This window comes from Streptomyces sp. NBC_00019, assembly GCF_045041015.1.
In the GTDB taxonomy this organism is placed as follows: Bacteria; Actinomycetota; Actinomycetes; order Streptomycetales; family Streptomycetaceae; genus Streptomyces.
Genome location: NZ_CP108302.1, coordinates 5876908 through 5896947, shown reverse-complemented (window position 1 = coordinate 5896947; position 20040 = coordinate 5876908). Strand labels below are relative to the sequence as shown.

General features: G+C 70.5%; 18 protein-coding genes. 10 read left to right on the top strand and 8 right to left on the bottom strand.

Translation table 11 applies throughout. The features are described from left to right. Positions 1-30: 30 nt before the first annotated feature. The gene (locus OHU89_RS27870) at positions 31-534 is read left to right on the top strand and encodes a PH domain-containing protein (RefSeq protein WP_405646791.1); all 504 of its coding nucleotides are present in this window, start codon (positions 31-33) and stop codon (positions 532-534) included. Next, positions 531-1865 (top strand): PH domain-containing protein, encoded by a 1335-nt coding sequence (locus OHU89_RS27865; protein ID WP_405646789.1) that lies wholly within the window; start codon positions 531-533, stop codon positions 1863-1865. Before OHU89_RS27870 ends, OHU89_RS27865 begins: the two co-directional genes overlap by 4 nt. Before the next feature lie 92 nt (positions 1866-1957). On the opposite strand, the gene OHU89_RS27860 is transcribed toward OHU89_RS27865, so the two are convergent. Together OHU89_RS27860 and OHU89_RS27855 are read right to left on the bottom strand one after the other, a co-directional pair. Then, on the bottom strand, positions 1958-3289 hold the full coding sequence (locus tag OHU89_RS27860; protein ID WP_405646787.1) for a hypothetical protein: 1332 nt from the start codon (positions 3287-3289) through the stop codon (positions 1958-1960). A 161-nt stretch (positions 3290-3450) separates the two neighbouring features. Next, on the bottom strand, positions 3451-4578 hold the full coding sequence (locus OHU89_RS27855) for an alpha/beta hydrolase (protein ID WP_405646784.1): 1128 nt from the start codon (positions 4576-4578) through the stop codon (positions 3451-3453). A gap of 232 nt (positions 4579-4810) precedes the next feature. Between OHU89_RS27855 and OHU89_RS27850 the strand changes: the two genes are divergently transcribed. The 6 genes from OHU89_RS27850 (at position 4811) to OHU89_RS27825 (ending at position 10002) form a co-directional block, all read left to right on the top strand. Beyond that, positions 4811-6622, top strand: a complete 1812-nt coding sequence (locus OHU89_RS27850) for a phosphatidylglycerol lysyltransferase domain-containing protein (protein WP_405646782.1) — start codon at positions 4811-4813, stop codon at positions 6620-6622. Between the two features lie 81 nt (positions 6623-6703). Then, positions 6704-7744 carry a dihydropteroate synthase gene (gene folP, locus OHU89_RS27845; protein ID WP_405646780.1) on the top strand — a complete coding sequence of 347 codons (1041 nt, stop codon included), beginning with the start codon at positions 6704-6706 and terminating at the stop codon, positions 7742-7744. Continuing rightward, complete coding sequence (locus OHU89_RS27840; RefSeq protein WP_405646778.1) at positions 7741-8244, top strand: nuclear transport factor 2 family protein; 504 nt, start codon at positions 7741-7743, stop codon at positions 8242-8244. Before folP ends, OHU89_RS27840 begins: the two co-directional genes overlap by 4 nt. Positions 8245-8491: 247 nt before the next feature. Further along, complete coding sequence (gene folB / locus OHU89_RS27835; RefSeq protein WP_266823871.1) at positions 8492-8851, top strand: dihydroneopterin aldolase; 360 nt, start codon at positions 8492-8494, stop codon at positions 8849-8851. Next, entirely contained in the window at positions 8848-9459 is a 612-nt protein-coding gene (gene folK / locus OHU89_RS27830; RefSeq protein ID WP_405646776.1) for a 2-amino-4-hydroxy-6-hydroxymethyldihydropteridine diphosphokinase, read from the top strand. The genes folB and folK overlap by 4 nt, the downstream gene beginning before the upstream one ends. Before the next feature lie 57 nt (positions 9460-9516). Then, complete coding sequence (locus OHU89_RS27825; RefSeq protein ID WP_266823875.1) at positions 9517-10002, top strand: DUF3180 domain-containing protein; 486 nt, start codon at positions 9517-9519, stop codon at positions 10000-10002. Between the two features lie 72 nt (positions 10003-10074). On the opposite strand, the gene folE is transcribed toward OHU89_RS27825, so the two are convergent. The 6 genes from folE to dacB all read right to left on the bottom strand — a co-directional run bounded on the left by folE (position 10075) and on the right by dacB (position 17690). Continuing rightward, positions 10075-10680: a GTP cyclohydrolase I FolE gene (folE, locus tag OHU89_RS27820; protein ID WP_405646774.1), complete on the bottom strand. Its 606-nt coding sequence runs from the start codon at positions 10678-10680 to the stop codon at positions 10075-10077. Between the two features lie 120 nt (positions 10681-10800). Beyond that, positions 10801-12840, bottom strand: coding sequence for an ATP-dependent zinc metalloprotease FtsH (gene ftsH / locus OHU89_RS27815; protein WP_405646772.1), 2040 nt, complete (start codon positions 12838-12840; stop codon positions 10801-10803). Positions 12841-13023: 183 nt separating this feature from the next. Beyond that, on the bottom strand, positions 13024-13584 hold the full coding sequence (hpt, locus tag OHU89_RS27810; protein WP_046260375.1) for a hypoxanthine phosphoribosyltransferase: 561 nt from the start codon (positions 13582-13584) through the stop codon (positions 13024-13026). Positions 13585-13635: 51 nt separating this feature from the next. Further along, positions 13636-14661, bottom strand: a complete 1026-nt coding sequence (gene tilS, locus OHU89_RS27805; RefSeq protein WP_405646770.1) for a tRNA lysidine(34) synthetase TilS — start codon at positions 14659-14661, stop codon at positions 13636-13638. A 192-nt stretch (positions 14662-14853) separates the two neighbouring features. Then, a complete protein-coding gene (locus OHU89_RS27800; protein WP_405646769.1) occupies positions 14854-15978 on the bottom strand; it encodes a zinc-dependent metalloprotease in 1125 nt (374 codons plus the stop codon). 131 nt (positions 15979-16109) lie between these two features. Beyond that, positions 16110-17690: a D-alanyl-D-alanine carboxypeptidase/D-alanyl-D-alanine-endopeptidase gene (gene dacB / locus OHU89_RS27795; RefSeq protein ID WP_405646767.1), complete on the bottom strand. Its 1581-nt coding sequence runs from the start codon at positions 17688-17690 to the stop codon at positions 16110-16112. Between the two features lie 79 nt (positions 17691-17769). On the opposite strand from dacB, the gene OHU89_RS27790 reads away from it, so the two are divergent. Together OHU89_RS27790 and OHU89_RS27785 are read left to right on the top strand one after the other, a co-directional pair. Beyond that, positions 17770-18261, top strand: a complete 492-nt coding sequence (locus OHU89_RS27790) for an inorganic diphosphatase (protein ID WP_046260371.1) — start codon at positions 17770-17772, stop codon at positions 18259-18261. Positions 18262-18361: 100 nt separating this feature from the next. Further along, entirely contained in the window at positions 18362-20026 is a 1665-nt protein-coding gene (locus tag OHU89_RS27785; RefSeq protein WP_405646764.1) for a threonine/serine exporter ThrE family protein, read from the top strand. Positions 20027-20040: the final 14 nt, after the last annotated feature.

The window sequence follows — 20040 nt, the reverse complement described above, 5'->3', positions numbered from 1 at the left end:
GACACAGTCTGTCCTACGTACGCTGACCTCATGGAGACCGGGAACGGGCAGGGCACGGGGACGGCCGAGGGCGAGCCGGTGTGGATCGGCCTCCCTCCGGGGCTGCTGCGGATGCGACGGTTGTTGCTGGTGGTGTGGCTGGGGCTGCTGACCGTGGCGGTCGGTGTGCTGCTGAACCTGTTCGCGGGCCCCGCCTGGGCCGCGTTCGCGCTGCTGCCGCTCGCCCTCATGGCATGGGGCTGGGTGATGCTGGGCCGCAACTGGGCCTCCTGGCGGTACGCCGAGCGCGCCGACGACCTGCTGATCAGCCGGGGTGTGCTGTGGCGCGAGGAGACCGTCGTGCCGTACGGCCGGATGCAGCTGGTCGAGGTCACCTCCGGGCCCGTGGAACGGCACTTCGGGCTGTCCAGCGTGCAGTTGCACACGGCGGCCGCGGCGACCGACGCGACCATCCCGGGCCTGGAGCCGGCCGAGGCGGAACGGCTGCGCGACCGGCTCACCGAGCTCGGCCAGGCACGATCGGCGGGCCTGTGACGACACCGGGCATCGACGACGACGTACGGCAGAAGCCGCCCGTGACCGAGCGGCGGCTGCACCCCGTGACACCGCTCAGGCGGGCGTGGGCGCCCGTCGCGGTGCTCATCGGGTGGGCGGTGCACGACCCCGACCAGGCGCAGCGCCAGCTGACCCGGCTGACGCCCACCGTCCTGCTGATCGTCCTCGCCGCGTTCGTCCCCGCCGCCGGCCTCTACGGCTTCCTCACCTGGTGGTACACGCACTTCGCGGTGACCGAGGCCGAACTGCGCATCCGTACCGGCCTGGTGTTCCGGCGCACCGCGCACATTCGGCTGGAACGCATCCAGGCGATCGACGTCACCCAGCCGCTCCTCGCGCGCGTGGCGGGCGTCGCGAAGCTCAAACTCGACGTCATAGGCACCGACAAGAAGGACGAACTGGCCTTCCTGGGGGAACGCGAGGCGCGGGTGCTCCGCGCGGAACTCCTCGCCCGCGCCGCCGGGTTCGCACCCGAGACGGCGCACGAAGTCGGCGAGGCTCCGGCACGCGAGCTGCTGCGCACGCCCGCGCGCGACCTCGCGATCGCCCTCGTCCTGACGGGCGCCACCTGGGCCACACTGGCCGCCGCCCTCGTCGTACCGCCCGTGCTGTGGTTCGCCACCCACAGCCTGTGGACGGTCCTCGCGACCGGCGTACCGCTGCTCGGCGCGGCGGGCGCGAGCAGCGTGGGGCGGTTCGTCGGCGAGTACGACTGGACCGTGGGCGAGTCGCCCGACGGGCTGCGGATCGACCACGGGCTCCTGGACCGCACCCACGAGACGGTGCCGCCGGGGCGTGTGCAGACCGTACGGATAGTGGAGCCGCTGCTGTGGCGGCGGCGCGGCTGGGTGCGGGTCGAGCTGGACGTGGCCGGGTCGTCCAACTCCGTGCTGGTGCCCGTTGCCCCGCGCGAGGTCGCCGAGGCGATCGTCGCGCGCGTGCTGCCCGGCGTGGTCGTACCGCCCCTGTCGGCGCTGTCCCGGCCGCCGCGGCGCGCCGGGCGTTGCATGCCCGTGTGGTGGCGGGGCTACGGACTCGCCGTCACCGACGCGGTGTTCGCGGCCCGGCAAGGCCTGCTGCGCCGCAGCCTCGCCCTGGTACCGCACGCGAAGGTCCAGAGCGTACGGCTCGCCCAGGGGCCCTGGCAGCGTCTCTGGCGGCTCGCCGACATCCACGTGGACACCGGGGCCAACAAGACCGTCACAGCGCGTCTGCGGGACGTGGAGGAGGCCGCGGAGCTGCTGCGGGCGCAGGCGGAGAGGTCACGGACGGGACGGCAGGACGCCCGGCCCGACCGGTGGATGGCCTGACCGGACCGCTGGGCGCCCGACCGGGCCGCGACGGAGAAACGAGAACCGCGCGGCCCCCTCGGGAGTCCGCGCGGCTCTGGTCGACGCGTCGTTCAGGAAGCCGCGCTCCGCAGCCCCTGCACATCGATCTGCTCGGTCTCGTCGTGCGCCGTCAGGTCGATGACCTGGCCGATGCCCCGGGACTCCTCGTCCGCCGGCTTGAACTCCGCCTCGGACTCGGCCTTGTGGAGGGCGAGCGCCTCCTGGCCGACCACGTCGGCGAGGTCCTCGTTCTGCACGGACTCCAGCTCGGCGGACGCCTTCTGCATGCCGAAGAAGTCGAAGCCGCCCTCGACGGCGGCACGCCGCACGGGCGCGGCCGGCACGACGGCCACCGCGGTCGGTGCGACGAAGTGCCCGGAGGGCTGCTGCGCGGGCTGGGCCGACTTGGCCGGCGTGGTGGTGACGGCGGCCGCGCGCGTATGCCCGTCGACCGCCACGGGCTGCCCCTGCGCCTCGTCCTCCTGCGTGGCCTCCGCTCCGGAGTCACCGGAGGTGACCACCTGCGCGGCGACGGGACCGACCTGCGCCGGAACGTCCTTCGCGGGGCCCTCGCCCTTCGGACCGCCGTCGCCGTCCGGGGAGCCGTCGTCCTTGGGGGAGCCGTCGTCCTTGGACGAACTGTCCTTGGCCGAGCTGTCCTTCGTCGAGCCCTCCTTGGCCGAGGCCTCGGGAGCGTCGTCCTTCGTGGCACCCTCGCCGCCGTCGAACCGCGACAGCGCCGCCTTCGCCCGCAGGAACAGCTGGGAGCCCTCCGGCGAGAAGATCGCGGGCGCCTCCGGCTCGTCGTCGACGGCCTCGGTTCTCTCAGCGGCCTCGGCGCTCTCCACCGCCTCGTCCTCGGTCTCCACCGCTTCGTCCTCGGCCGGGGCAGCCACAGCCTCGGCCTCCTCGACGGCGACCGGCACCGGCGGCAGCGCGCGCGCCGGTGCCGCCTCTATCTCGAGCAGCCGGCGGCCCTCCAGGGCGCTCGCCCGCTCGGTCTCCGCCGTGGCGTACCGGCGCAGCAGGGCCGCGTGCTCGTTGCGCAGGCCCGCCAGTTCCGTGCGCTTGGACCGCAGCCGCTGCTCCAGCTTGCCGCGCAGTTCGCGCGACTCCTCGAGGTCGGTCTCCAGTTCGGCGACCCGTTCCTCGAATCGCCACTCGTCGCCCGCACGCGCGCGTATGAGGTCGGCGACCTGCTTACCGGCCTGCGTGTCCCAGCGGCGCATGACGGCCGCACCGACGACCGCCGTCGCCGCGGCGGCCGCGGCGACGACACGCAGCACGGCCGGCTGCGAGAACGCCCAGGGGCCGAATGCGCAGACGACGGAGACGCCTGCGATCGCCGACGGGGGAAGCAGCCTGTGCAAGGGCGGGGAATGGCGGTGACGTCCACGTGGCATGGCCAGAAACTTACCGCGCGTAGGCGAATCGTGGTGCCCCGGCCCGTAAAAACACAGCCATCCCGCAGCCTTCACACGACATCAGGAATCAGACCCGCCACCGAATTCGACAACAGCGACACGATCCACCGACTCCACCGACTCCACCGCAAGATCATTTGTCACCGATCGCTCAACCGCCCGCTGATCCACTGCAGCGTCGCCGGAATCTCCCGCCGCCAGGTGTTGAAGTTGTGCCCGCCGCTTTCGAGGATGATCGACGAGATACGCGTCCGGTTCGTCGCCTTCACGCGGTCTATGAACTTCAGCGTGTCCTTGTAGTTCGCCTCACCGATCTTGCTGCTGCTGACGAGCAGTGAAGTGTCGGGCGCGGGCATGTGCTTGAGGTACCAGAACAGGTTCGCGCGATCGCGCAGCCCCTTGTCGCCCTGGAAGAGATCGCCGGTGGTGGGGTCGCTCGGCGCGTTGTAGTACGGCGAGAGGCCCGCGCCCGCGGCGTACACCTCGGGGTGGTGCATGGCGAGCTTCAGTGCGCAATAGCCGCCCGTGGAGTCGCCGATGACGCCCCAGCTGCCCGGCTTCCTTCCCACCCTGTAGTGCGCGAGAACGGCGTCGGGCAGGTCCTTGGCGAAGAACGACTCCGCCTGGGGTCCGTCCGGAATGTCGACGCACTCCGTGTCCCGTGGCGGCGCCACCGTCGGCCGCATCATCACCAGGATCATCGGCTGCATACGGCCGTCCTTGGCGAGGTCCAAGGCCGTGCTCGGGTAGTGGAGTTTGTCGACCAGCGCCTGCGCGGTGCCCGGATATCCGGTGAGAACCACAGCGGCGGGAAACGTCCGCGCGCGGTACTGCGGCTGGAAGTACTCCGGCGGCAGGTAGACGAAGGCGGACGTGGCGATGTGCGTCGTACGGCCGACAATGGAGACCTTCTGGATCTGGCCGCCGTTCTGCGGTCGCGCGCTGCCCGCCTCCCTGACCCGCCGAATGTCCGTCACCTGGAGCGGGCCGCCCGAGCCGCCGTTCGCCGTGTGGTCGACGACCACCCCCTGCTCGTCCTCCTGCCCGAACAGGTCGGCCCAGCTGGCGTAGAACCCGAAAGCCTGGTTGGCGGCGAGCCCGACCGCCGCGAAGAGCGCCAGCTGGGTCGCGAGCAGCAGACCCACCCGCCCGCCGACGGCCCGCCAGCTCCGCCGCGACAGCCGTGGCCACAGCCACACCGTGCCGACGAACAGCAGCACCGCCGACCCGACCGCCAGCACCAGCACGTTGTTCCCCGTGAGACCCATGGTTGGTTTCCTGCCTGCGCTTTCTCCCCGTGCCGGCGCACCCCGCGGATCTTCGCGAAGGCTTGTCCGGCCCTTTTCCCGGCCTTTGAACCGGCTTTGAGGAAGCGAGTGAACCTCTCCCTCGAAGACACCGTCCTAGAGGGCGCAATGTCGCCGGACGCCCGATGCGGGCCCGGATCCAAGGTCTCTCGCAGAACTACGGGATGCGATGTCTGTCAGGACAGATGTGGAAATGTCGGGCGGGGTTCCGCACCGATCACAGTGGGCACGGCACACACTGCGTGGCCCGCGCCCCGAAGCCGTCCCCGTCCTGGTCGCCAGAGCCTGCGCGATCGTGGGCCTGCTGGACATCGCCGCGGGCGTCTTCCCGCGCTTCCGGCACAGCCGTATGCACACCATGGCCGAGGTACTCCCGGGCGCGCTCGGCCCGTTCGCCGCGGCGCTCTCCATGAGCACAGGCGTGCTGCTGCTTCTGCTCGCCCACGGCCTCAGGCGCCGCAAGCGGCGGGCCTGGCGGGCCGCCGTGGCCCTGCTGCCGGCCGGCGCGGTCGCACAGTTCACGTACCGCCACTCCCTGGTGGGCGCGCTCATCTCGCTCGCCCTGCTCGCGCCGCTGCTGATCCACCGCGACCAGTTCAGGGCGCTGCCCGACCCGCGCAGCCGGTGGCGCGCGCTCGCCAACTTCGTCCTCATGGGCGCCGGTTCGCTCGCACTCGGGCTGGTCATCGTCAGCGTCCACCCGAAGACGCTCGTCGGCGACCCGAGCCTGGCCGACCGCATCACCCACGTCCTGTACGGCCTGTTCGGCTTCGAGGGCCCCGTCGACTACCAGGGCAACACCTCCTGGACGGTCGCCTTCTCCCTCGGCGCCCTGGGCCTGCTCACGGCGATCACGACGATCTACCTGGCCTTCCGCCCCGAACACCCCGCCGCGCAGCTCACAGAGGACGACGAGGTCCGTCTCAGGGCCCTCCTGGACAAGCACGGCGGCCGCGACTCCCTCGGCCACTTCGCGCTGCGCCGCGACAAGGCCGTCGTCTTCTCCCCCAGCGGCAAGGCCGCGGTGACCTACCGCGTCGTCTCCGGCGTGATGCTCGCCAGCGGCGACCCCATCGGCGACGTCGAGGCCTGGCCGGGCGCCATCGAGCGCTTCATGGACGAGGCGAAGGTCCACTCCTGGACGCCCGCCGTCATGGGCTGCTCGGAGACCGGCGGCGAGGTCTGGACCCGCGAGACCGGCCTGGACGCCCTGGAACTGGGCGACGAGGCGGTGGTGGACGTCGCGGATTTCTCCCTCGCCGGGCGCGCGATGCGCAACGTGCGCCAGATGGTCAAGCGCATCGAGCGCGCCGGTTACGAGACTCGCGTACGGCGCGTCCGTGACCTCGGCGACGCCGAACTCGAGCGCATCCGCCGCGCCGCCGACGACTGGCGCGGCACCGACACCGAGCGCGGCTTCTCCATGGCGCTGGGCCGCATCGGCGACCCCACCGACGGGGACTGCCTGATCGCCACCGCCCACAAGGCGGACGCCGTGCCGGGCGAGTACGGCGACCTGAAGGCGATCCTGCACTTCGTCCCCTGGGGCACCGACGGTGTCTCCCTGGACCTGATGCGCCGCGACCGCTCCGCCGACCCCGGCATGAACGAACTCCTCATCGTGGCCGCGCTCCAGGCGGCTCCGAAGTTCGACATCGCGCGCGTGTCGCTGAACTTCGCCATGTTCCGCGCCGCCCTCGCACGCGGCGAGAAGATCGGCGCGGGTCCGGTGCTGCGCGCCTGGCGCGGGCTGCTGGTCTTCCTCTCCCGCTGGTTCCAGATCGAGTCCCTGTACAAGTTCAACGCGAAGTTCCAGCCCCGCTGGGAGCCCCGCTTCGTCGTCTACCGCGCATCCGGCGACCTTCCCCGCATCGGCTTCGCCGCCATGCAGGCCGAGGGCTTCGTCAACCTCGCCCTCCCTCTGCCGCGCTTCCTGCGCCGCCGCCGGACCACCGCACGCGCGTGTGCCCACGCCGTCACGGAAAGAGACGTCCGCGCGGCGTGACCTCGGGTGGCCCGGGATGCGGAGGGGGACCCCGCTCTCCGGGCCGGGCTTGCGGCTCCTCCCTGGGCCTAGGCTGAACGTATGAGCAAGCAGAGCGGACGCGGGCGCGTCGTCGGGCTGCCGGAATGGGACCGCTGCGCGGTCATGGGAGTCGTCAACGTCACCCCCGACTCCTTCTCCGACGGCGGCCGCTGGTTCGACACGACGGCCGCCGTCAAGCACGGCCTCGCCCTGGTCGAGGAGGGCGCCGACCTCGTCGACGTCGGCGGTGAGTCCACCCGCCCCGGCGCCACCCGCGTCGACGAGGCCGAGGAGCTCAAGCGCGTCATCCCCGTGGTCCGCGGCCTCGCCTCCGAGGGCGTCACCATCTCCGTGGACACCATGCGCGCCTCGGTCGCCGCACAGGCCCTCGCCGCCGGTGCCTCCCTCGTCAACGACGTCAGCGGCGGCCTCGCCGACCCCGCGATGATTCCCGTCGTCGCCGACTCCGGCGCCCCCTTCGTGGTCATGCACTGGCGCGGCTTCCTGGAGGGCGGCAACGTCAAGGGCGTCTACGCCGACGTCGTCGCGGAAGTGGTCGACGAACTCCACGCGCGCGTGGAGGCAGTCCTCGCCGGCGGCATCGCCCCCGACCGCGTCGTCGTCGACCCCGGCCTCGGCTTCTCCAAGGACGCCGAGCACGACCTCGTCCTCCTCGCCCACCTCGACCGCCTGCTCACCCTCGGCCACCCCCTCCTCGTCGCCGCCTCCCGCAAGCGCTTCCTCGGCCGCGTCCTCGCCGGCCCGGAGAGCGCCCCGCCCCCCGCCCGCGAGCGCGACGCCGCGACCGCCGCCGTCTCCGCCCTCGCGGCGCAGGCCGGCGCATGGGCGGTGCGCGTGCACGAGGTGCGCGCGACGGCGGACGCGGTACGGGTCGCACGCGCCGTGGAGGGAGCGCGCGCACCGGACCGTGCACCGGAGACAGCTCACGCGAGCGAGGCGCTCACGACCGACCACGTGCCCGGCGCGGCCACCACGGGCCAAGCGCCCACGACCGACCCCACACCCCGCGCGGACAGCACAAGCGGGGCACAGACAGCGACGCGCACGCCGGGCACCCACTCCCCCGAAGGCGACCAGTGAGCGCCCCCCACACCGACGTCGAGCAGGTGGAAGCCGCCAACACCACCTACTACGAGGCGATGGAGCGCGGCGACTTCGAAGAGCTGTCCTCCCTCTGGCTCACCCCGGCCGACCTCGGCGTCGACGAGGAGTACCACGACCCGGCCGACACCGGCGTGGTCTCCTGCGTGCACCCCGGCTGGCCCGTGCTCACCGGCCGCGGCGAGGTCCTCAGGTCGTACGCGCTGATCATGGCGAACACCGACTACATCCAGTTCTTCCTCACCGACGTACACGTCTCCGTCACCGGCGACACCGCCCTCGTCAACTGCACCGAGAACATCCTCAGCGGCGGCCCCGCCCCCGAGGGCGGCGCGGAACTCGGCCCGCTCGTCGGCCAGCTGGTGGTCGCGACCAACGTGTTCCGCCGCACCCCGTCCGGCTGGAAACTCTGGTCCCACCACGCCTCTCCCGTTCTGGCCGAAAACGACGGGGACGAACCGGACGACACACCCTCCTGAGCGGGTAGGCGCCCCACAGGGACCAAGAAGTGGTTGGAATCACGGACCCCGGGGTAGGGGCGGCTATCAACCCGTGAGCCACCGGGTTCCCCAGGGGAAACACCCGATGAAACCTCTGGCACCGGCTCGGGCCCGCGCCCCCGTGGCCCGGCCCTGTCAGTGCCCGCAGGTAGATTCGTTCGAGGCCGGTGTGGCGTCCGCACACGACATGAACCGGCCGTTACCGACGATTGCAGGAGTGATTCGCGTGGATCGTGTCGCGCTGCGCGGCCTGAAGGCCCGCGGGCACCACGGTGTGTTCCCCAGGGAGCGCGAGGAGGGCCAGACCTTCATCGTGGACCTCGTCCTGGGACTGGACACCCGGCCGGCCGCCGCCGACGACGACCTGTCGAAGACCGCGCACTACGGAATCGTGGCGGAGGAGGTCGTGGCCGTCGTCGAGGGCGAGCCCGTCAACCTCATCGAAACGCTCGCCGAGCGCATCGCGCAGGCCTGTCTGAAGCACGAAGAGGTCCAGGAGGTCGAGGTCTGCGTCCACAAACCGGACGCACCGATCACGGTCCCCTTCGACGACGTGACGATCACCATCACCCGGAGCCGAGTATGACTGCCTCGTTCACCGAGGGTCACAGCGACCCGACCGTACAGCCGGTGCCCGCCTCCGTCGTACAGCAGGTCGACGCCGCCGACACCACCCTCCACAACCCGAAGCGGGCCGTGATCTCCCTCGGCGCCAACCTCGGCAACCGCCTGGAGACCCTCCAAGGGGCCATCGACGCCCTCGAGGACACCCCGGGCGTCCGCGTGAAGGCGGTCTCCCCGGTCTACGAGACGGAGCCGTGGGGCGTCGAGCCCGGCAGCCAGCCCGCGTACTTCAACGCGGTCGTCGTGGTGAAGACGACGCTGCCCCCGTCCTCGCTCCTGGAGCGGGCCCACGCGGTCGAGGAGGCCTTCCACCGCGTACGGGACGAGCGTTGGGGCGCCCGCACACTCGACGTCGACATCGTGGCGTACGCCGACGTCGTCTCCGACGACCCGACGCTCACGCTCCCCCACCCGCGCGCCCATGAACGAGCCTTCGTCCTGGCGCCGTGGAACGACGTGGAACCGCAGGCACAGCTCCCCGGCCACGGCCCGGTGTCCGGCCTGTTGGCCACCGTCACCCGAATCGGCATCGAAGCCCGCCCGGACCTGGAACTCCGGCTGCCCGAATAGTCGTTAAGGTCAAAGCAACCACTGTTCGTGGGATCCCGGGGGAGCTGAAGGGGCACCGTGAGAGAGCTGCGCATCAGGCTGCTGGCCGGCGTCTTCGTCATCGCCGCAATCCTGTCCTGGGCGGGCGCCCGCCTGTGGAACTCGATCGGGACCCTGCCCAGCGTCCCCCTGGCCGCCCCCATCGTCCTCGCCCTGATCGCCGTGGTCCTGGTCGCCACGGCGCTCTCGATCCGGTCCCGCCTCAAGGCGCAGCGCGAACGCCGCCCCGAGGCCAAGGGCGTCGACCCCCTGATGGCGGCCCGCGCGGTCGTCTTCGGCCAGGCCAGCGCCCTCGTAGCCGCCCTGGTCGCCGGCATGTACGGCGGCACGGGTGTCTTCCTCCTGGAATCCCTCGACATCCCCGCCCGCCGCGACCAGGCCATCTACGCCGGCTTCTCGGTCCTGGCGGGCATCGCGGTCATAGTGGCCGCCATCTTCCTGGAGCGGGTCTGCAAGCTCCCGGAGGACGACGACCGGAACACGGGGGCGGCGTCGGCGGCATAGCGCCGAACAAGCCACGCGGCGCCGCGCTCCAGCGCACAGACGCCCTGCCCGGTGACGCCCTGCCCAGTGCCGTCAGCGGGCCATGATGAGGCTCATCGCCTCGTTGCGTGTCGCCGCGTCCCGCAGCTGCCCCCGTACCGCCGACGTTATGGTCTTCGCGCCCGGCTTGCGGATGCCGCGCATCGACATGCACATGTGCTCGCACTCGACGACGACGATCACACCGCGCGGCTCCAGGATCTCCATCAGGGAGTCCGCTATCTGCGTGGTGAGTCGTTCCTGCACCTGCGGCCGACGAGCGTAGACATCCACGAGACGCGCCAGCTTGGACAGGCCGGTGATCTTGCCAGTGGTGGCCGGAATGTAGCCGACGTGAGCAACACCCCGGAAGGGCACCAGGTGATGCTCACACGTCGAGTACACCTCGATGTCCTTCACGAGCACCATCTCGTCGTGCCCCAGGTCGAACGTCGTCGTCAGCACGTCCTCGGCCTTCTGCCACAGCCCCGCGAATATCTCCTGATACGCCCGAGCCACCCGCCCCGGCGTCTCCCTGAGCCCCTCCCGGTCAGGGTCCTCCCCCACCGCGATCAACAGCTCGCGCACCGCGTTCTCGGCGCGCTTCTCGTCGAACTCGCCGATCGAGCCCTCGCCGTCCAGCGTCACGGGGTCGGTCATCTCTGCCTCGTTCCTGGGTGTGCCTGCCGACGCGGCCGAAAAGCGCCGCGCCCCCCAGGCTAGATCCTGGGGGGCGCGGCATCCATTCCGGGCCCGGTGAGGTCACCGGGGCCCGGGGTGTCAGTTCTCCGGGCGGTCCTCGGTGACCGGCTCAGCCGCCGGGGCGGAGTCCGCCACAGTGGACTTGGCGGTGGTGATCGCCGGAGTCACACCGTTGGCGCCGTTCGTCAGTGCGAGCTCCTTGGGGGAGAGCACCGGCGGACGGGTGGACGGCGTGCGGCGGGAGGAGCCGGTCCAGGCCGGCCGCGGGGGACGCTTGACGATGGGAGCGAAGACCTCGGCGATCTGCTCCTTGTTCAGCGTCTCCTTCTCCAGCAGCTGGAGCACGAGCGCGTCGAGGACGTCGCGGTTCTCGACCAGGATCTCCCAGGCCTCGTTGTGCGCCGTCTCGATGAGCTTCTTGACCTCCTCGTCGACCAGCGCGGCGACCTCTTCCGAGTAGTCACGCGGGTGCGACATCTCCCGGCCGAGGAACGGCTCGGTGTTGTCGCCACCGAACTTGATGGCGCCGAGACGCTCGGTCATGCCGTACTGCGTGACCATCGCGCGGGCCGTTGCCGTGGCCTTCTCGATGTCGTTCGCGGCGCCCGTGGTCGGGTCGTGGAAGACCAGTTCCTCGGCCGCCCGGCCGCCCAGCATGTAGGCGAGCTGGTCGAGCATCTCGTTGCGCGTGGTCGAGTACTTGTCCTCGTCCGGGAGCACCATCGTGTAACCCAGGGCACGGCCGCGGGACAGGATGGTGATCTTGTGGACGGGGTCGGAGTTCGGGGAAGCCGCCGCGACCAGGGCGTGTCCGCCCTCGTGGTACGCGGTGATCTTCTTTTCCTTGTCCGACATGATCCGGGTCCGCTTCTGCGGGCCCGCCACGACGCGGTCGATGGCCTCGTCCAGCGAGTGGTTGTCGATCAGCTTCTTGTCGCTGCGCGCCGTCAGGAGCGCCGCTTCGTTCAGCACGTTCGACAGGTCCGCGCCGGTGAAGCCCGGAGTCCGGCGGGCGACCGCCGACAGGTCGACGTCCGGTGCGACCGGCTTGCCCTTCTGGTGAACCTTGAGGATCTCCAGACGGCCCTGCATGTCCGGGCGGTCGACCGCGATCTGACGGTCGAAGCGGCCGGGGCGCAGGAGAGCCGGGTCGAGGATGTCGGGCCGGTTCGTGGCGGCGATCAGGATGACGCCGCCCTTCACGTCGAAGCCGTCCATCTCGACGAGCAGCTGGTTCAGGGTCTGCTCGCGCTCGTCGTGACCACCGCCGAGGCCGGCGCCACGATGGCGGCCGACCGCGTCGATCTCGTCGACGAAGACGATCGCCGGGGCGTTCGCCTTGGCCTGCTCGAAGAGGTCACGGACTCGGGAGGCACCGACACCGACGAACATCTCGACGAAGTCGGAACCGGAGATCGAGTAGAACGGCACGCCGGCCTCGCCCGCGACAGCACGCGCGAGCAGGGTCTTACCGGTGCCGGGCGGGCCGTACAGCAGTACGCCCTTGGGAATCTTGGCGCCGACGGCCTGGAACTTCGCCGGCTCCTGGAGGAACTCCTTGATCTCGTGGAGCTCCTCGACGGCCTCGTCGGATCCGGCGACGTCGGCGAACGTCGTCTTGGGGGTGTCCTTGGTGATGAGCTTCGCCTTGGACTTCCCGAAGTTCATGACCCGGGAGCCGCCGCCCTGCATCTGATTCATCAGGAACAGGAAGACGACCACGATGAGGACGAAGGGGAGCAGGGAGAGCAGGATCCCGACGAAGGCGTTCTGCTTCGTCGGCGAGACGGTGTACCCGTCGGGGATCTGCTTCTGCTGGAACTTGCCCTGCAGGGTGTTGGCGATGTCCACACCCTGGTCGCCGATATAGCTCGCCTGGATCTTGGAGCTGCCCTCGACCTTTTCGCCGTCCTTGAGCTGGACCTTGATGGTCGACTCGTCGCCGGTGGTCAGCTTGGCTGATTCGACCTTGTTCTCATTGATCGCCTGGACGACCTGGCCAGTGTCCACCGTCTTGTAGCCGCCGGACGAGCCGACAACCTGCATCAACACGACCACGGCAAGGACGGCCAGCACGATCCACATGACCGGCCCACGGAAGTATCGCTTCACGTCCATCCATACGGAGCGGTGTCGCCCCGTCCCTCCTGCCATAGTGAGTTTGATAAGACAGTTCTTCTGACGGTACCCCAGCATTGTCGCCCGAAGACGCACAGGACGGCTGACGAACCCGTCTGCATGCTCCAACGGCGCGATGCCCGCCAGGGTTCCCGATCTTCTTACGGGGCTGGGCCCTTCGGGTCAGCCGCCGTAGACGTGGGGCGCGAGCGTACCGACGAACGGCAGGTTGCGGTACTTCTCGGCGTAGTCGAGGCCGTAGCCCACGACGAACTCGTTGGGGATGTCGAAGCCGACCCACTCGACGTCGATGGCGACCTTGGCGGCGTCCGGCTTGCGCAGCAGGGTGCACACCTTGAGCGTCTCCGGCTCGCGCGAGCCGAGGTTGGACAGCAGCCACGACAGAGTCAGGCCCGAGTCGATGATGTCCTCGACGATCAGGACGTGCTTGCCCTTGATGTCGGTGTCGAGGTCCTTGAGGATCCGGACGACACCGGAGGACTGGGTGCCCGCGCCGTACGACGACACGGCCATCCAGTCCATGGTGACGGGGGTGGACAGCGCCCGCGCGAGGTCGGCCATGACCATCACCGCGCCCTTCAGGACGCCGACGATGAGCAGGTCCTTGCCCGCGTACTCCGCGTCGATCTTCGCGGCCAGCTCTACGAGCTTGGCGTCGATCTCTTCCTTGGTGATGAGCACCTCTTTGAGGTCGGTGCCCATGTCTTTCGCGTCCACCCGCATCACTTTCGGTCGTCCCACCAGCTGTCCGGCCCCGCTGAGGGGCGTAAGGATTCAGCCTTGCCGAATCACCAGTCTGCCACCCTGACGCTGGGCGACGACCTTGCCGGGGAGATTGATGGCTCCCTGGCCGCGCCAGCCGGTGATCAGCCGGTCGACTTCCTCGATGTGGCGGGCGAAGAGCGAGCCTGCGGGAGCGCCGGCCTCGATGGCGGCGCGGCGCAGGATGCGGCGGCGCACGGCGGGCGGCAGGGCGTAGAGCTTGGCGCACTCGAGGAGGCCGGCGGCGTCGCGGACGGCGGTCTCGGCCTGGCTGGCCCAGGCGTCGAGGGCGTCGGCGTCGTCGCGGGAGAGCTGGGCCGTGCGGGCGAGTGCCTCTACGACGCCTTTGCCGAGGGCCTTCTCCAGGGCGGGCAGGCCCTCGTGGCGCAGGCGGGAACGTGTGTACGCGGGGTCCGCGTTGTGAGGGTCGTCCCAGACGGGGAGCGACTGGACCAGACAGGCCTTGCGGGCGGTCTGCCGGTCGAGCTGGAGGAAGGGGCGGCGGTAACGGCCGTCGGCCCCCGAGACCGCGGCCATTCCGGACAGGGAGCGGATGCCGGAGCCGCGGGCGAGACCGAGCAGGACGGTCTCGGCCTGGTCGTCGCGCGTGTGGCCGAGCAGGACGGCACAGGCCCCGTGGCGTGCGGAGGCGGCGTCGAGGGCGGCGTAGCGGGCGTCGCGGGCGGCTGCTTCGGGTCCGCCTTCGCGGCCGACGGTCACGGCGATGGACTCGACGGGGTCGAGACCTAGTTCGCGCAGGCGCAGGGCGACTTCGTCGGCGCGCAGATCGGAACCGGGCTGGAGGCCGTGGTCGACGGTGACGCCACCCGCGCGGATGCCGAGTTTGGGAGCCTCGAACGCGAGAGCGGAGGCGAGGGCCATGGAGTCGGCGCCGCCGGAGCACGCCACGAGCACGAGCGGCGACGACGGGCGCTCATGCGCGGTTTCCTCGGCGGAGGTCTGATGGTCGTTGAGGATGTCGTGGAGGACGCGGCGGACCGCCAGGCGTATCGCCGCGACCGCAGGATGGGGACCCATGTCCGGTTCCCTTCATGAAGTTTTCGGGGGTGAGACCCGAGTTCGGTCACTCAGAGTGTGTAGATGGTGACAGAACCGGGCCGTTCCCCGAGCATTGCACGCCTACCCAGGCCTCACGGTCCCTCGGACGGGTGATTGAAGGGGCGTTCGCCTGCCGTCGGCCGGTTTTCTTTCACGACCCTTCCGCGAGGCTCACGACTCGGTCTTGCGGTGCACCCTCGCGATCCAGTCCGCCGGTTTGGCGATCTCCGTCTTCGTCGGGAGGGTGTTGGGGGAGGTCCACACACGGTTGAAGCCGTCCATGCCGACCTCGTTGACGACAGCGCGTACGAAGCGTTCGCCGTCGCGGTACTGCCTGAGTTTGGCATCCAGACCGAGCAGCTTGCGCAGGGCCATGTCCAGGCGGGAGGCGCCCTTGGCACGACGCTGCTGGAACTTCTCGCGGATCTCCTGGACGGTCGGTACGACTTCTGGACCCACTCCGTCCATCACGAAGTCGGCGTGACCCTCCAGGAGGGACATCACGGCGGTGAGGCGACCGAGGATCTCCCGCTGGGCGGGCGTCTGCACGATCTCCACCAACGACCGTCCGCCGTCGTCCTCCTCGCCCTCGGGGCGCCCGCCGGCAAGCGACTGGGCGGCTTCCCGGATGCGTTCCAGGACGGTCATGGGGTCGACCTCGGTCTCCCCCAAGAACGACTGGATTTCGCCCTCCAGATGGTCCCGCAGCCAGGGCACGGCGGTGAACTGCGTGCGGTGCGTCTCCTCGTGCAGGGTCACCCACAGGCGGAAGTCGTGGGGCTGTACGTCGAGTTCGCGCTCCACGTGCACGATGTTCGGCGCGACCAGCAGGAGGCGGCCGCCGCCGTTGGCGCCGGCCGGGAGTTCACGGGTGGCCGGGGCGAAGGTCTCGTACTGGCCGAGGACACGGGAGGCCAGGAAGGACAGCAGCATCCCGAGTTCGACGCCGGTCACCTTGCCGCCGACGGCGCCGAGGACCGCGCCGCCCGGAGTGCTGCCGCGCCGTTCCTGCATCTTGTCCAGCAGTGGCTTCAGGAGTTCCCGGAAGCCGGCGACGTTCGCCTTGACCCAGCCCGGGCGGTCCACGACGAGGAGCGGGGTGTCATGGGTCTCCTCGGTACCCATTCGAGTGAAGCCGCGGACGTGTTCCTCCGAGGCCCTGGCGTGCTTGCGCAGCTCGGCGACGACGGCCCTGGCCTCGTCGCGGCTCACCTCCGGGCCCGGCCTCACGAGCCGGGTCGCGGTCGCCACCGCGAGATTCCAGTCGACCATCTCGGCACCACCGATGCTCGTCATGCGTCAACCGTACGTGAGCGTTCCCACTTGGGGCAGGCCACAGAGGTCGGTTGCGGCTGGCGGGCGCTGTGAGGCCGTCCGGGACGGGTGTGCCGACGGAGACGGCGGTACGGCGGTGGCGGCGCCCTCGGTCAACGGCAACCGCACGCCGCCAGCGCCGTGGCCGTGCGGTCCAGCGCAGACTGTGCCGCGTCCTTGCTCGTCGTGTTCGACGCGAGGAAGGCGAACGCCAGCAGGCGGCCGTCCTGGTCGACCACGGTTCCCGCCAGCGTGTTCACGCCGGTCAGCGTGCCCGTCTTGGCTCGCACGACGCCGGCCGCGCCGTCCGTGTAACGGGTGCTCAGGGTGCCGGTGAAGCCTGCGATCGGAAGGCCGGTGAGGACGGGGCGGAGCTCGGGGTGGGCCGGGTCGCCCGCCTTCACCAGGAGCGCTGTCAGCAGGTCCGCCGTCAGCCTGTCCTCGCGGTTCAGGCCGCTGCCGTCCTTGAAGGAGACGCCGGACACCGGGAGTTCGAGCTTCTTCAGCTGCGCCCGGATCGCCTCGCCACCGCCCTCGAAGTCGGCGCGTACCTTCGCCGCCACGGCCGTCTGGCGGGCCAGGGCCTCCGCGATGTCGTTGTCGCTGTTGGTCAGCATGCGCTCGACCAGGGCGGACAGGGGCGGGGAGGAAACCTCGGCAAGCGTCTTCGCGCGGCTCGTCGCCTTGGAGGGGCCGGGGGACGTGGTCCTGATCCCGGCCTCCTCCAGGAAGCCGGCGAACTTGCGGGCCGCGTCCTGCGCGGGGTTCTCCGCCCGGACCGCCGTGCCGCTGGTGCTGTCGTCCGTGCGGCCCTCGTCGGCCATCAGGGCGCTGACCGGGGCGAGGTTGTCGTTGTCGGCGCCGATCGGGTGGATCCCGGAGCCTGCGTACAGGGTCGTGTCGTACGAGAGCGTGACCTTCCGTACGTCGTCCTTCTTCAGCGCCTCGGCGGTCCTGGTGGCCAGGTCGCGCAGGCTCGCCGCGCCGTCGGCGTCCTCGCGGGCCGTCAGGGTGGGGTCGCCGCCGCCGACGAGGACGAGTTCCCTGGTGTCGGGTTCCAGGTCCGCGCGCGTGGTGAGGCGGTGGTCGGCGCCCATCGAGGACAGGGCGGCCACCGCGGTGGCGATCTTCGTCGTGGAGGCGGGGGTGAGGGCGGTGCCCACACCGGTGCCGTAGAGCTGCTTGCCGGTGGCGATGTCGACGACCTCGGCCGCACGGCTGCTGCCGAGCGCCGCGTCCTTCAGGAGCGGGCCCAGCACATCCGCGAGGGCCGGTCCGTTCGGCGCCGACTTCACCGTGCTGCCGGCGCCGCCGAGGCCGGTGAGGACGGAGGCGGCGCTGGGGGCGGGCTCGGGCGCCCTTTCCGTCGTACCAGAATCGCGATCGTGATCTGCGCCACCCGTGTGCTCCTGGGCGGCGGCCCGGTCCCGCTCGGCCGTACGCTGGCCGGAGGAGTCCCAGGGGCCGGCGGCCGTCACCACGACGGCGGCCAGTGCCAGTCCCGCGGTGGCGGCTCCGGCCGTGTAATGCCAGGTCGGCACCTTTGTGACCTGCACCGACATGGTTCGGCCGAGTTGCGTGACCCGTGGTTTCGCGGCGGTCGCGGCCTGTGCCAGACGGGGTCGAACGGCGTTCGCGACCCGCGCCACATGCGGTCTCGCGGCCCGCCAAAGCCTCAGTTCAGGCACGACCACCAGCCCCTTTCGCGATCACACACCTGCGTGAGGGACACTTAATCACCAGAACTATGTGTTGATCATGGAGGAGCCACCGGTGGAGTTCGACGTCACGATCGAGATTCCGAAGGGTTCGCGGAACAAGTACGAGGTGGACCACGAGACCGGTCGGATCCGCCTGGACCGTCGACTCTTCACCTCGACCGCCTACCCGACCGACTACGGATTCGTCGAGAACACCCTCGGCGAGGACGGCGACCCGCTGGACGCGCTGGTCATTCTTGACGAGCCGACGTTCCCGGGCTGCCTCATCAAGTGCCGCGCGATCGGCATGTTCCGGATGACGGACGAGGCCGGCGGCGACGACAAGCTGCTGTGCGTGCCGGCGACGGATCCGCGCCAGGAGCACCTGCGTGACATCCACCACGTCTCCGAGTTCGACCGCCTGGAGATCCAGCACTTCTTCGAGGTCTACAAGGACCTGGAGCCCGGCAAGTCCGTAGAGGGCGCCAACTGGGTCGGCCGGGTCGACGCCGAGGTCGAGATCGAGCGGTCGTACAAGCGCTTCAAGGAGTCCGGCGGCCACTGAGCCTCCTGATGTCCAGCGGGCCGCACGCACACGCGTGCGGCCCGCTGTGTGTCTGTGCGCATACTGGTGCGAACCGGAGGTGCGTACACAGGAGCTGTGAGTGACCGAAGCGGAGGACCGCAAGCCGCAGTCGGACGAGGCGAGGGGTGTCTACGACCCCGAGATCACGTCCGAGTTCGCGATCCCCCAGGGGCTCGCCGTGCCCAGAGGCGGCACGGAACCGGAGACGACGAGCGAGTTCGCCGTCCCCGACGGTCTGGACGCCCCGCAGGTGCCCTCGGCCGAGCCCGAGGGGTCGGCGTTCAACACGCCGCGCACCTACAGCGCCAAGCAGGCGCCCGCGTTCACCCCGGCGACCGGCATACCGGTGGTGAGTCTGACCAAGGACCTGCCCTGGCAGGACCGGATGCGCACGATGCTGCGGATGCCGGTGGCCGAGCGGCCCGCTCCGGAGTCGGCGCCCAAGGCCGAGGAAGAGGGGCCGGCCGTCCCGCGCGTGCTCGACATGACGCTGCGTATCGGCGAGCTGCTGCTCGCGGGCGGTGAGGGCGCGGAGGACGTGGAGGCGGCGATGTTCGCCGTCTGCCGGTCGTACGGCCTCGACCGCTGCGAGCCGAACGTCACCTTCACCCTGCTGTCGATCTCGTACCAGCCGTCGCTGGTCGACGATCCGGTCACCGCGTCCCGGACGGTACGGCGGCGCGGCACCGACTACACGCGACTCGCGGCCGTCTTCCACCTGGTGGACGACCTCAGCGACCCCGAGACAACGATCTCCCTTGAGGAGTCCTACCGGCGGCTCGCCGAGATCCGCCGCAACCGGCACCCCTACCCGGGCTGGGTGCTGACCGGGGCGAGCGGGCTGCTCGCCGGTGCGGCCTCGGTGCTCGTCGGCGGTGATCTGATCGTGTTCGTCGCGGCCGCGCTGGGCGCGATGCTCGGCGACCGGCTGGCGTGGCTGTGCGCGGGGCGTGGGCTGCCGGAGTTCTACCAGTTCACGGTGGCCGCGATGCCGCCGGCCGCCATAGGGATCGCGCTGACGCTGGCCGACATCGATGTGAAGGCCTCCGCGGTCATCACCGGTGGGCTGTTCGCGCTGCTGCCGGGGCGGGCGCTGGTGGCAGGCGTGCAGGACGGGCTGACCGGCTTCTACATCACCGCGTCGGCGCGGCTGCTGGAGGTGATGTACTTCTTCGTCGGCATCGTCGTGGGGGTGCTGATCATCCTCTACTTCGGGGTGAAGCTGGGCGCCGAGCTGAACCCCGACGTCGGCCTGATCATCGAGGAGCGGCCACTGTGGCAGATCGGGGCGGCGATGCTGCTGTCGCTGACGTTCGCGGTGCTGCTGCAGCAGGAGCGCTCGACCGTGCTGGCGGTGACGCTGAACGGTGGGGTCGCGTGGTCGGTGTACGGCGCGATGCGCTACGTCGGCGAGATCTCCCCGGTCGCCTCCACGGCGGTGGCGGCGGGGCTGGTGGGGTTGTTCGGGCAGATGCTGTCGCGGTATCGGTTCGCTTCGGCGTTGCCCTATACGACGGCCGCGATCGGGCCTCTTCTGCCGGGTTCCGCCACGTACTTCGGGCTGTTGTCCATCGCGCAGAACGATGTGGACAAGGGGTTGGTGTCGCTGGCCACGGCGGCGTCACTCGCCATGGCCATCGCCATCGGGGTCAACCTCGGGTCGGAGATCTCGCGGCTGTTTCTGCGCGTTCCGGGTGGATCCGCTTCGGGGCGCAGGGCGGCGAAGCGGACGCGTGGGTTCTGAGCGCCCGGTAGCCG

What these genes read in the sequence shown, in the direction of transcription:
- tilS (WP_405646770.1), bottom strand. Translation starts at nt 14,661, where the DNA reads ATGGGTCCCCATCCTGCGGTCGCGGCGATACGCCTGGCGGTCCGCCGC.
- OHU89_RS27870 (WP_405646791.1), top strand. Translation starts at nt 31, where the DNA reads ATGGAGACCGGGAACGGGCAGGGCACGGGGACGGCCGAGGGCGAGCCG.
- ftsH (WP_405646772.1), bottom strand. Translation starts at nt 12,840, where the DNA reads ATGGACGTGAAGCGATACTTCCGTGGGCCGGTCATGTGGATCGTGCTG.
- folK (WP_405646776.1), top strand. Translation starts at nt 8,848, where the DNA reads ATGACTGCCTCGTTCACCGAGGGTCACAGCGACCCGACCGTACAGCCG.
- OHU89_RS27800 (WP_405646769.1), bottom strand. Translation starts at nt 15,978, where the DNA reads ATGACGAGCATCGGTGGTGCCGAGATGGTCGACTGGAATCTCGCGGTG.
- OHU89_RS27855 (WP_405646784.1), bottom strand. Translation starts at nt 4,578, where the DNA reads ATGGGTCTCACGGGGAACAACGTGCTGGTGCTGGCGGTCGGGTCGGCG.
- OHU89_RS27860 (WP_405646787.1), bottom strand. Translation starts at nt 3,289, where the DNA reads ATGCCACGTGGACGTCACCGCCATTCCCCGCCCTTGCACAGGCTGCTT.
- OHU89_RS27850 (WP_405646782.1), top strand. Translation starts at nt 4,811, where the DNA reads ATGTCGGGCGGGGTTCCGCACCGATCACAGTGGGCACGGCACACACTG.
- hpt (WP_046260375.1), bottom strand. Translation starts at nt 13,584, where the DNA reads ATGCGGGTGGACGCGAAAGACATGGGCACCGACCTCAAAGAGGTGCTC.
- folP (WP_405646780.1), top strand. Translation starts at nt 6,704, where the DNA reads ATGAGCAAGCAGAGCGGACGCGGGCGCGTCGTCGGGCTGCCGGAATGG.
- folE (WP_405646774.1), bottom strand. Translation starts at nt 10,680, where the DNA reads ATGACCGACCCCGTGACGCTGGACGGCGAGGGCTCGATCGGCGAGTTC.